The sequence below is a fragment of the Stenotrophomonas geniculata ATCC 19374 = JCM 13324 genome (assembly GCF_001431625.1).
GTDB lineage: Bacteria > Pseudomonadota > Gammaproteobacteria > Xanthomonadales > Xanthomonadaceae > Stenotrophomonas > Stenotrophomonas geniculata.
Genome location: NZ_LLXT01000106.1, coordinates 1 through 10,695, shown reverse-complemented (window position 1 = coordinate 10,695; position 10,695 = coordinate 1). Strand labels below are relative to the sequence as shown.

Annotated in this window: 11 protein-coding genes and 1 riboswitch; of the genes, 5 read left to right on the top strand and 6 right to left on the bottom strand. The window is 67.9% G+C overall.

Annotated features, from left to right (window positions below):
* Window positions 1–141 precede the first annotated feature (141 nt).
* Both ARC63_RS11560 and ARC63_RS11555 read right to left on the bottom strand, forming a co-directional pair.
* On the bottom strand, window positions 142–1,053 hold the full coding sequence (locus tag ARC63_RS11560; protein WP_053442471.1) for an MBL fold metallo-hydrolase: 912 nt from the start codon (window positions 1,051–1,053) through the stop codon (window positions 142–144).
* A gap of 91 nt (window positions 1,054–1,144) precedes the next feature.
* The gene (locus ARC63_RS11555; protein WP_057503356.1) at window positions 1,145–1,783 is read right to left on the bottom strand and encodes an NAD(P)-dependent oxidoreductase; all 639 of its coding nucleotides are present in this window, start codon (window positions 1,781–1,783) and stop codon (window positions 1,145–1,147) included.
* A 108-nt stretch (window positions 1,784–1,891) separates the two neighbouring features.
* Between ARC63_RS11555 and ARC63_RS11550 the strand changes: the two genes are divergently transcribed.
* From ARC63_RS11550 to gph, 3 genes are all read left to right on the top strand, one after another.
* The gene (locus ARC63_RS11550) at window positions 1,892–2,821 is read left to right on the top strand and encodes a LysR family transcriptional regulator (protein WP_010484105.1); all 930 of its coding nucleotides are present in this window, start codon (window positions 1,892–1,894) and stop codon (window positions 2,819–2,821) included.
* Window positions 2,818–3,609 (top strand): class I SAM-dependent methyltransferase, encoded by a 792-nt coding sequence (locus tag ARC63_RS11545; RefSeq protein WP_019338001.1) that lies wholly within the window; start codon window positions 2,818–2,820, stop codon window positions 3,607–3,609. The genes ARC63_RS11550 and ARC63_RS11545 overlap by 4 nt, the downstream gene beginning before the upstream one ends.
* A 64-nt stretch (window positions 3,610–3,673) precedes the next feature.
* A complete protein-coding gene (gene gph / locus ARC63_RS11540) occupies window positions 3,674–4,342 on the top strand; it encodes a phosphoglycolate phosphatase (protein WP_057503355.1) in 669 nt (222 codons plus the stop codon).
* A gap of 90 nt (window positions 4,343–4,432) precedes the next feature.
* Here gph and btuB read toward each other — a convergent pair whose 3' ends face one another.
* Entirely contained in the window at window positions 4,433–6,277 is a 1,845-nt protein-coding gene (gene btuB / locus ARC63_RS11535) for a TonB-dependent vitamin B12 receptor (protein ID WP_057503354.1), read from the bottom strand.
* A gap of 115 nt (window positions 6,278–6,392) precedes the next feature.
* A riboswitch (cobalamin riboswitch) is annotated at window positions 6,393–6,614 on the bottom strand.
* Between the two features lie 142 nt (window positions 6,615–6,756).
* On the opposite strand from btuB, the gene ARC63_RS11530 reads away from it, so the two are divergent.
* Window positions 6,757–7,335 carry a histidine phosphatase family protein gene (locus ARC63_RS11530; protein WP_049453290.1) on the top strand — a complete coding sequence of 193 codons (579 nt, stop codon included), beginning with the start codon at window positions 6,757–6,759 and terminating at the stop codon, window positions 7,333–7,335.
* An 89-nt stretch (window positions 7,336–7,424) separates the two neighbouring features.
* Here the strand turns inward: ARC63_RS11530 and ARC63_RS11525 are convergent, their stop codons facing one another.
* Window positions 7,425–7,787: a TfoX/Sxy family protein gene (locus tag ARC63_RS11525; RefSeq protein ID WP_010484100.1), complete on the bottom strand. Its 363-nt coding sequence runs from the start codon at window positions 7,785–7,787 to the stop codon at window positions 7,425–7,427.
* Window positions 7,784–8,266: a GAF domain-containing protein gene (locus ARC63_RS11520; protein WP_004140850.1), complete on the bottom strand. Its 483-nt coding sequence runs from the start codon at window positions 8,264–8,266 to the stop codon at window positions 7,784–7,786. The genes ARC63_RS11525 and ARC63_RS11520 overlap by 4 nt, the downstream gene beginning before the upstream one ends.
* A gap of 68 nt (window positions 8,267–8,334) precedes the next feature.
* Here ARC63_RS11520 and bioD point away from each other — a divergent pair, with 68 nt between their 5' ends.
* On the top strand, window positions 8,335–9,018 hold the full coding sequence (bioD, locus tag ARC63_RS11515; RefSeq protein WP_049453286.1) for a dethiobiotin synthase: 684 nt from the start codon (window positions 8,335–8,337) through the stop codon (window positions 9,016–9,018).
* 78 nt (window positions 9,019–9,096) lie between these two features.
* On the opposite strand, the gene ARC63_RS11510 is transcribed toward bioD, so the two are convergent.
* Window positions 9,097–10,548: an aminotransferase-like domain-containing protein gene (locus ARC63_RS11510; RefSeq protein ID WP_057503353.1), complete on the bottom strand. Its 1,452-nt coding sequence runs from the start codon at window positions 10,546–10,548 to the stop codon at window positions 9,097–9,099.
* Between the last annotated feature and the right edge of the window lie 147 nt (window positions 10,549–10,695).

Sequence of the window (10,695 nt, the reverse complement as noted above, 5' to 3'; positions counted from 1 at the left end):
TACATGGACGTACTTGCAGCGCCCCCCGCAACCGGACCCACCCTGCCAACCCTCAGGAGACCAGCTTTTGCTGTTGCTTCGGCTGTTGCCGTTGCATTGAGCAGGTGCAGGGCGCAGCCCTGCAAAAGAAAACTTCCTACCTCATGGCCACTGCATCTCGCCCTTGGCCACCTTCGCACTCAGCTCCAGCGATGCGACGCCATCCAGCTTCGGGTAGCGCGACTGCATTGCTTTCACCAGTGCCGCACTGTCCTTGGCCTTCGCCGCCTCGGCATCGAACGCGCGGATGTAATCTGCGGTGAAGCGCAGCGCACTCGAATCCAGTGCGGCACCCGGTGCGTAATGCCCCGGTACCACTACTTTCGGCTTCAACGCCTGCAACCGCTGCAGGGTCTGCAGCCAGTCGGTGTGCGACTTCGGCGTCTGCGTGTCGGCCATCCACACGTGCTCACCGGCCACCACCGGAATGCCACCGACGATCGCACGCAGCGACGGCACCCACAGCACCGTGCGGTCCGGGGTCGGTCCGTCCAGGCCGATCAGCGGCAGGCGCTGGCCTTCCAGTTGCAGGGCATCGCCATCCAGCACCTGCGGCACCACGATGCGGGCCGGCACGTCGGCACCCATCTTCGGGCCCCAGTAGGCCAGCTTGCCGGCCTGTGTCTGCTGGATGTGGGCAACGGTCTGCGCGGTAGCGACGATGCGCGCCTTCGGGAACGCATCCTGCAGCGTGGCCAGGCCGAAGTAGTAGTCCGGATCGCCGTGGCTGATGTAGATCGTGGTCAGCTGCTTGCCGCTGGCGCGGATCAGCTCGACCAGCTTGCGCGCGTCGCTGGCACCGAACTGCGCATTGACCAGGATCGCGTCGTGGCGGCCTTCGATCAGCACCGAGGACACCGAGAACATTGCCTGCGGACCGGGATGGAAGGTCTGCAGGTGCAGCTGGGATTTCGTTGCCGTGGCCGGCACCGGGGTGGCCGATGCGGCCATCAGCGGCGCACTGGTGAAGCTGGCGGCCAGGGCGAGGGGAAGCAGCAGGGCAGCGGTACGCATGGGAATTCCTTGTGTAGAGCCGGGCCAATGCCCGGCTGCATGTTCGCGTAGAGCCGAGCGCGGGCTTGGCTCTACATGGGACGTGCGTGGATCAATACGCTGCAGTGATGATCTGCTTCGGATACGCGTGCGCTTCCAGCTCGGCGACGAACGCCGCGCCATAGTCGGCGTAGCTGATGCGGCTGTGGCCGCTGGCATCGGCCAGGAAGGCCTTGGGCTGCACGCGGTACTGGCCGCGCTCTTCGCCCGGGCCGATTTCTGCGGCCGGCGAGAAGAAGGTCCAGTCCAGGTCGTCCACTGCCTGCAGGCGGTTGAACGCCTCGCGATGGGCCAGCGCGTACGGCTTGTAGGCCTCCGGGAAGTCGGGGGTATCGACCAGCTGCACGCCGGGCGCGACTTCCAGGCTGCCGGCACCACCGACCACCACCAGGCGCGGTACACCGGCCTTGCGTGCGGCGGCGGCCAGCTGCGCGGCGACCTCGCCCACACGGCCGATGTCATCGCCGGGGCGCGGGCCGTAGGCACTGGCCAGCACGTCGTGGCCGGCAATGGCGGCGACCAGCGCATCCAGGTCGTCCAGCGAGGCGACCACCGGATGCGCACCGGCCAGTTCAGCCGGCAGGTCCTGCGCGCTGCGCACGATGACAGTGAGTTCGTGGCCGCGGGCCAGCGCGTGGCGGGCGATCTGGCGGCCGATGTTGCCGGTGGAACCAACGAGGGCGATCTTCATGGCAGGACTCCGTGGGGCGGTGTGGGGTGGGAATGGGGTCACTCTAGGCTGCTGCAGTTGATCGAAAAACAGCGTATAACGCGCTTGTTTGTTGCAGGAATCGAGCAGATGGACCGACTGACCGCCATGACCGTGTTCGTCGAGGTCGCCGAGCGCGGCAGCCTCACCGCCGCTGCCGAGGTGCTGGACATGTCGCGGGCGATGGTCACCCGCTACCTGGCCGAGGTTGAAGGGTGGCTGGGTGCGCGCCTGCTGCACCGGACCACGCGCCGGATCAGCCTGACCGGCCCCGGCGAGGCGGCGCTGGCGCGCTTCCGGCAGATGTTGGCGATCGGCGAAGAACTGCAGGGCGAGCTGGCCAGTGATGATCCCGAGCCGCACGGAACGCTGCGGGTGACCGCCAGCGTCTCATTCGGGCAGAGTCACCTGGCACGGGCCGTTGCCGGCTTCGTTGCGCGCCATCCGGCGGCACGCATCGAGCTGCTGCTGGTCGACCGCACGGTGAACCTGGTGGAAGAGCGGGTGGACCTGGCCGTGCGCATCGCGCGCCAGATCGACCCCAGCCTGATCGCACGGCGCCTGGCCACCTGCCGCTCGGTGTTGTGCGCGACGCCGTCCTACCTGCAGGCGCGTGGCACGCCGACCGCCCCCGAGCACCTGGCCGCGCACAACTGCCTGACCCACCATTACGTCGGTAAAAGCCTGTGGCAGCTGCACCGCGATGGACGTTCGCTGTCGGTGGCGGTGGGCGGCAACATCAGCGCGAACGAGGCCTCGCTGCTGCTGGAGGCGGTGCGGGCCGGTGCCGGTATCGCCATGCTGCCGACCTACCAGGTGGCGCCGCTGCTGCGCAGTGGCGAGCTGATCGAACTGCTGCCCGAATTCAGCCTGGACGAACTCGGCATTCATGCCGTGTACGCGTCACGGCGCCAGCAGCCCGCTATCATGCGGCGATTCCTGGATTTCCTGGGCGAGTGTTTCGCCAGCCCGGCCTTCCAGGATCTGGATTGGCGCCCACCGGGCAAGGAGAACACATGAACCATGGACAGGCCTTGATCGACCACAACCGTGCTGCCTGGGACCGCCAGGCCAGCGAAGTGCGCGAATGGTCGCGCCCGGTGGAAAGTTCAACGATTGCCGCCGCGCGCGAAGGCCGCTGGCAGGTGCACCTGACGCCCCGCGCGCTGCCGCTGGACTGGATGGGTGATGTGCGCGGCCGTCGCATCCTGTGCCTGGCCTCGGGCGGTGGCCAGCAGGCACCGGTGCTGGCCGCTGCGGGTGCTGACGTCACCGTGTTCGACCTGTCCGACGGGCAGCTGGAACAGGACCGCAGGGTCGCTGCGCGCGATGGCCTGCAGCTGCGCACCGTGCAGGGTGACATGCGCGATCTGCACGTGTTCGCCAACGACAGTTTCGACGTGGTGTTCCACCCGATCTCGAACCTGTACGTGCCTGACGTGCGCCCGGTGTGGACCGAATGCCGCCGTGTGCTGGCACGCGATGGCATGCTGATGGCCAGCTTCTACAACCCGGTGCTGTTCGTCGGTGCGCGCGATCCGCAGCTGGATGCACAGGGCCTGATCCGGCCGCAGTACGCCATTCCCTATTCGGACCTGGAAGACCTGCCGCCAGCCGAGCGCGAGGCGAAGCTGGCACGGGGCGATGCACTGACCTTCGGCCACAGCCTGACCGAACTGATCGGTGGCCAGCTGGATGCCGGCTTCATCATCGATCGCTTCATGGAGGACTGGCAGCCGCAGCCGCGTTTCCTGATCGACCGTTACCTGCCCACGTTCCTGGCTACCCGCGCGCGCCGGATCGGCTGAGGCGGATCGGTGCAAAAACCAGCGGCGTACAATGGACGGCCCCACGTCATGCAGGTGCCGTCCCTTGTCGTATCCGTATCCACTGGTCGTGTTCGACCTTGATGGCACGCTGGTCGACAGCGCAGCTGATATCGCCGAAGCGCTGAACCGCACGCTGGAGGACATCGGTGTGGCACGCGTACCGGAAGCCACGGTGCTGGGCTGGATCGGCGACGGTGTGCGCCGCCTGGTCGAGCAGGCCGTGCATGCCGCGGGTCGTGAGGTCGACCTGGTCGAGGTCATGCCGGTGTTCATGGTGCACTACCGCGAATGCCTGCTGCGCAGCCCGCGCCTGTTCGATGGCGTGGGTGAAGCGCTGGCGCAACTGCGTGCACGCAACGTGCCGCTGGCGATCTGCACCAACAAGCCCGAAGCGCTGGTGCCACCGCTGCTGCAGCACCTGGGCATCGGTGATGCGTTCGCGCTGATACTGGGCGGCGATTCGCTGCCGCAGCGCAAGCCCAGTGGCGAACCGCTGCGGCACATCGCTGCGCACTTCGGGCTGCCGGTGGATGCCTGCCTGATGGTGGGTGATTCGTTGACCGACTACCGCGCCGCCGAAGAGGCAGGCATGCCGATCGTGCTGGTGCGTTACGGCTACCCGCGCGGCCTGGACATGGCCACCGCGCATGCGGTGGCGGTGATCGACGATCTGCGTGAATTGCCGGGGTTGGCCGCCGGCGTCCCGGTGTAGAGCCGAGCCCATGCTCGGCTGCTTTGCTGCCTGAGCCGAGCATGGGCTCGGCTCTACAGAGAAAGCGCCGGGAATGCCCGGCGCGTTTCCTCATTTCGGCTGGTAACGCACGCTCAACTGGTACTCACGGCCCGGCTGGTTGAACCACGCCACCGTCTCATACCTGCGGTCGAAAACGTTGGCGGCACGCGCCAGCAGCGACCACTCCGGTGTCAGCGCGTACTCGGTGCGCAGGTCCAGCGTGCCGTAGCCGCCAACCTTCACCGAGTTGCTGGCGTTGTCAAAGCGCTTGCCCGCGCCCTGTACGGTCAGGCCGGCGCGGAAATCGCCGAAGCGACGGTCAATGTCCAGGCGCGCAGTCTGCTGTGCACGGCGCGGCAGCCAGTTGTCAAACTGGGTGCTGCCGTGGGTGCGGTTGCGCGGGTCGGTGTAGCTCAGCTGCGCGTTGATGTCGAAGCCGGCCAGCAGCACGCCACCGGTCAGCTCGGCACCACGGATGCGCGCCTTCTCCACCTGCTGCATTTTCATCGTGGACGCATCGTAGGTGATCAGGTCATCGATGCGGGTTTCGTACACATCCATGCCCCAGTGCCAGCCCTGGCCCTGCTGCGAAACGCCGAGGTTGGCGCTCTTGGACTTCTCCGGATTCAACGTCGGCACGCCGCTCCACGGGTCGTACAGGTCGCTGAAGGTCGGTGCCTTGAACGCGGTGCCGTAGCTGGCGTTGACGCGCAGGCCGTGGCCCAGTTCCATCGCCCAGCCAACGCTGCCGGTGGCGTGGTTGCCGAACTGCTGGTTGTCGTCGTTGCGGGCGCTGGCCTGCAGTTGGTGGCGGCCGAAGCGGCCCTGGTACTGCACGAACACGCCGGTGTTGCGGCGGCTGTCGACGAGATACCCGGCGCTGCTGCCGTCCAGATTGTCTTCGCTCCAGTCCACGCCGGCACTCAGCAGCTGGCCCTCGGCCACACCGAAGTCACCCTGCAGCGAGGCGCTGTCACGATGGGTCTGCGCGCTGCCAAACACCCCCGGTGCGCCGAAGTTGTCGGATTCATTGTCGCTGCGGCCGACGTTGGCGGTGAACGCCAGGCGCTCCGACGGGGTGTAGCGCACCTTGCCGGCCAGCACCTGCTGGCGGGTCTCGGAGTAGTTGTAGTAGCCGTCGTAATGGTTCTTGCCATCGGCGCGCAGTGCGCTGCCTTCCACGTTCCACTGGTCGTTGAAGCTGTAACCGCCGCGCAGGCTCTTGGACAGGTTGCGGTAGCCGTCGCGGTCGTGCTCGTCGGCAAAGCAGCCCGCAGTGAACACCGAGGAAGAACCGCGGCAGGCATCGATGCCGTCGGAATGCTGGTAGGCGATGTCGGCACCGAACCAGCCGCGCTCAGTGCCGCCACCAATGCCGCCGCTGGCTTCGCGCAGCCCGTTGCTGCCGCCGCCGAGCTGGAAGTGCGGAGCGAAATCGCCCTGGTTGCGGCGGGTGAAGATCTGGATCACGCCACCGATGGCGTCGGCACCGTACAGACTGGACTGCGGGCCGCGAACGATTTCGACGCGCTCGATCTGCGCCAGCGGCAGGTCCTGGTACATGGCCAGGCCGAGGTCGGCACTGTTGATGCGCACGCCGTCGACCAGCACCACGGTGTGGCCCGAGTTGGTGCCGCGCAGGAACAGCGAGCTCTGCTTGCCGAGGCCGCCGGCATTGGTCAGGTTGATGCCGGCGCGGCCGCGCAGCAGCTCCTGCAGCGAGGTGGCCTGGCTGGATTCGATCTGCGCGCGGTCGATCACCTGCGCCGGCGCGATACTGTCCTGCAGCGCGATCGGGGTGCGGGTGGCGGTGACCAGGATCTGGTCGAGCGCAGTGGTGTCATCGGCGGCCTGGGCCAGCGCGGGCAGGGTGGCCAGCACGGCCAGGGACAGCATTCGGGACTGCAGCTTCATGGGGGACTCCAGGTGCCACGCACGCCCGCGTGGCGAAGGGGAGGAGCCGCGAAGGCAGGCATGCGCCGACGCCGCAGCGCAGGCTGCGGTCATCCAGCGCCATGCCCACCGCATCGCGACCTGAGGCTTCCGGGCCGGTCTCCGGGCTTGCCGCCGGGTGGCCTGGGGCCACCGTCCAGGCGCCTTCCCATGCCTGCGGCACAGTGGCGGTGTAGCCTGGAACTGACGTGCTTACCGTTGCGGGGGCAGCGCCGGCCTGGCGTGGAATACGCGTCACCGGCTTCCCGTTTCAACCTGTCGGCCACGGCCGCAGGTCACCTGGAAGTGCGCGCAGTCTACGGCATCGCAGGCGGCCCGTAGCGCCGCGCGTGCTCGACTGCCTTTGCCGTGCCTTTAGAATGGCCCCTTGATCCCGTGGTGCCGTTGCCGATGTCCGCCTGTTTTCCGCTGTTCCCGCGTCGCCTGTACAGGACGCGCGCATGATCCTCGACCTGGTCCGCCATGCCGGCAACGGTCGCGATGAGTTCCTCGATGGCCGCAGCGATCCACCGCAGCTGGCCCGCCTGCCGCAGGAACTGGTCGACGCCTACGCCGCGCAGCCCTGGGAGCGGGTGATCAGTTCGCCACGGCTGCGCTCGCTGCACACGGCGATGGCCCTGGCCACCCCGCGTGGGCTGGACGTGGAAGCGGACGAGGAATGGGAAGAGCTGGATTTCGGCGATTGGGACGGGCAGTCGCTGTTCGACCTGCCGGAGGATGCACTGGCGGCCTTCCACGCCGATCCGCATGCATTCCCGCCGCCCAACGGCGAAAGCTGGGGCCACTTTGAACGGCGCATCGCGCGCGCGCTCGATCGCCTGCTCGATGAGGACGATCCGGTGCCGACGCTGGTGGTCAGCCATGGTGGCCCGCTGCGCATGGTGCTGTCGCAGGTCTGCGGCCTGCCAATGTCGTTGTGCTGGGCCCTGCGCATCGACCACGGCACGCGGCTGCGGGTGTGGCTGGAACGCGGTGAGGTCGGGCTGGTGGGCGAGCTGCTGGAGCTGCAGCAGCCCTGATCTGCTCTTGTAGAGCCGAGCCATGCTCGGCTGCACTTCGATCAGAAAAGCCAGCCGAGCGTGGGCTCGGCGCTACAGAAGGACGCGGCTCAATCCTCGTCCGCGCCCTCGGCAACGCTGTCTTCAGCGTCATCGTCGGCATCGAAGCGCTGCTCATGTACCGGGCCCGACGCCGGGCCGGCCGCCTTCAGCGGATGCGCGGCGATGCGTGCTTCGTAATCCTGCACCAGCGCCTCACGCTGCGGCTCGCTCAGTTCCTGCCAGTGGCAGTCCAGCAGCGCGCCTTCCAGCGAGTACAGCAGGTTCAGGCTGGGCTTGAAGCCCGCGCGCTTGACCTTGACGAAGGCGCCGACTGCGCCGGTCGCAACCAGGTCTTCGCGGCTGCGCAGGCCGACCTGGCGCAGCCACGCCGCACTTTTCGGGCCGATGTTGCGCAGCTTCGGTGCGCTCATCCCAGCGCCTCGACGAACACGCGGGCGATGGCTTCCAGGCCGGCCTGGTCGTCGGCATCGAAGCGTCCGACCTTCGGGCTGTCGATATCGAACACGCCGATCAGTTCATCACCGCGCAGCAGCGGCACCACCAGCTCCGAACGCGAGGCAGAATCGCAGGCGATGTGGCCGGGGAAGGCATCGACGTCGTCCACGCGCTGGGTCACGCGCTGGCTGGCGGCGGCACCACACACGCCCTTGTCCAGCGGAATGCGCACGCAGGCCGGCAGGCCCTGGAACGGGCCGACCACCAGCTCCTTGCCGTCGTACAGGTAGAAGCCCACCCAGTTCAGGTCGGGCAGGGCGTGGTAGACCAGTGCCGAGAGGTTGGCCGCGTTGGCGATGCGGTCGGACTCGGCGTAGACCAGGCCACGGGCCTGTTCCAGCAGCTGGGCGTATTGTTCCGGCTTGCTGCCGGTGAGCGAGGCATTGGCGAACATGCCTGCAGTCTAGCAAGCGCGCCGGGCCGGCGATAATGCACGCACTGTTGCCCTGTTGGAGCCCATCGATGCCGTTGCCCGCTACGCTGCCGCCCGCCCTGTTCGTTACCGGCACCGATACCGAGATCGGCAAGACCGCGGCCAGCACCGCGCTGCTGCATGCACTGCGCCAGCGTGGCCTGCGCGCGGTGGGCATGAAGCCCGTGGCCAGCGGCAGCGAGGATCTGGGGCAGGGCCTGCGCAACGAGGACGCGCTGGCGCTGCAGGCGGCCAGCTGGCCGGTGCCGGACTATGCCGACCTGAATCCCTATGCGCTGCGGCAGCCGCTGGCACCGGAGCTGGCCGCTGCCGAGGACGGCGTGCAGGTGGCGCTGGCGCCGATCGTGGCCGCGTTCGAACGCCTGCGCGCGAAGGCCGATATCGTCGTGGTGGAGGGTGTTGGCGGTTGGCTGGCGCCGGTCTCCGCCACGCTGGATCAGCTCGACCTGGTGCGCGCGCTGAAGTTGCCGGTGCTGCTGGTGGTGGGCATGCGGCTGGGCTGCGTCAACCACGCGCGATTGACCGCGCAGTCGCTGCAGGCCAGCGGCGTGGAGTGCCTGGGCTGGATCGGCAACCACATCGACCCGGCGATGCAGCGGCAGGATGAAAACTTCGCCACGCTGCGGCAGCGCCTGCCGATGCCGTGCTGGGGGCGGCTGCCGCATCTTCCGGGGGCGGATGGCCAGATCCTGAGCACGCACCTGCTCGATTGACCTGCTTCCTGTAGAGCCGAGCCCATGCTTGGCTCAGCGGGGACCATTGGCGAAGGGCAGCCGAGCGTAGGCTCGGCTCTACAGGAGCTGGCGCGCCGCCAGCTCCCGCGCAATCGCACCCAGCCGCTCCACCGCGCCGATGAAGCGCGCATCCAGCGTCTGGCAGCACGACAGCCGCAGGCAATGCCGGTAGCGCGCGCCGCGCGAATACACCTGGCCGGGCATGAACACGATATCCTCCTGCAGTGCACGCTCGAACAGCTCGCGCGTATCCACGCCCGGCAGTTCCAGCCACAGCAGGAACCCGCCCTGTGGTTCGGTGGCGCGGGTACCGGGCGGGAAATGTTCGGCCACCAGCTGGCGCAGCCGCCCCACCTGTTCGCGATACAGACGACGCATGCGATGCAGGTGGTGCTCGTAGCTGCCCGCTTCCAGGTACGCGGCCACTGCATCGCCGAGCAGCTGCGGCTCGCCGCCGGTGGACTGGAATTTCAGCAGCGCGATGCGCTCGGCGAAGCGGCCACCATCCAGCCAGCCGATGCGGTAATCCGGCGCCAGCGTCTTGGAGAAACCACCGACCACCATCACCCAGCCGTCGCGATCAAAGGCCTTCAGCAAGGGCGCCGGCGGTTCGCAGAACTGCAGTTCGGCGTAAACCGCATCTTCGATCAGCGGCAGTTGCCGTGCGTTGACCAGCTCGGCCAGGCGTTGCTTGGCCACTGTCGGCATGGTGCAGCCCAGCGGGTTGTGCACGGTCGGCATCACCACCAGTGCGGCCAGCGGCGTGTGCTCCAGCAGCGCATCCAGCGCGTCGACGTCCAGGCCGTGCTGCGGGTGGGTGGGCAGTTCGATGGCCTGCAGGCCCAGGTTGGCCAACAACGGGTAGAGGTTGAAGTAGGACGGCGCCTCGATGCCCACCGCATCACCTGGCTGGGTGACTGCACGCAACGCCAGCTGCAGCGCTTCCATTGCACCGTGGGTCAGCAGCAGGCGCTCGGCGTGGGTGTGCAGGCCCATGCGCGGACCACGGCGCACGATCTGCGCCAGCAGCCGCGGCGAACCATTCGGGCGCGCGTAGGTCTCCACCGTCTGCTGGCCATGGCGCAGTACCTGCGCGGTGTGCCTGGCCAACTGCGCGCCGGGGTAGAACTGGCGACCGCGCGGGCCGGCGAAGGCCAGGTCGATCACGCCCGGGCGGCGCTGTGCTTCCAGCACGCGGGCCATCAGTACCTGCTGCAGTGGTGCGGTGGGCGCGGACGGGGTGTCACGCAGCGAACGTTCCGGCACCGACAGTCGTGGCGCCACCTCGAAACCGGCCTTGGGCCGCGGAATCACCAGGCCGGCGTCCTCCAGCTGGCGATAGGCGGCAATCACCGTGTTCAGGCTGAGCCTGCGCTGCAGGGCCATCTGTCGCAGCGAGGGCAGGCGGCTGCCTACTGGAAGCCGGCCGCCGTGGATGGCCTCGGCCAGTTCGTCGGACAGCCGTTGGTAGCGGGGTGGGATCATCGCGCTCTGGTCATCTGTATCCATCGAATTTCCCGCCATCTGGTGCTGTACCCATGATGATGGCGAGACTAGCATGTCGTTGTCGGCCGGGCCTGATCGGGGCGCGGCCGATACTTCCCAAGCGCACGGCTGGATGGCCGTGCGTCTTTTTTTTTGTGTGTAGAGCCGAGC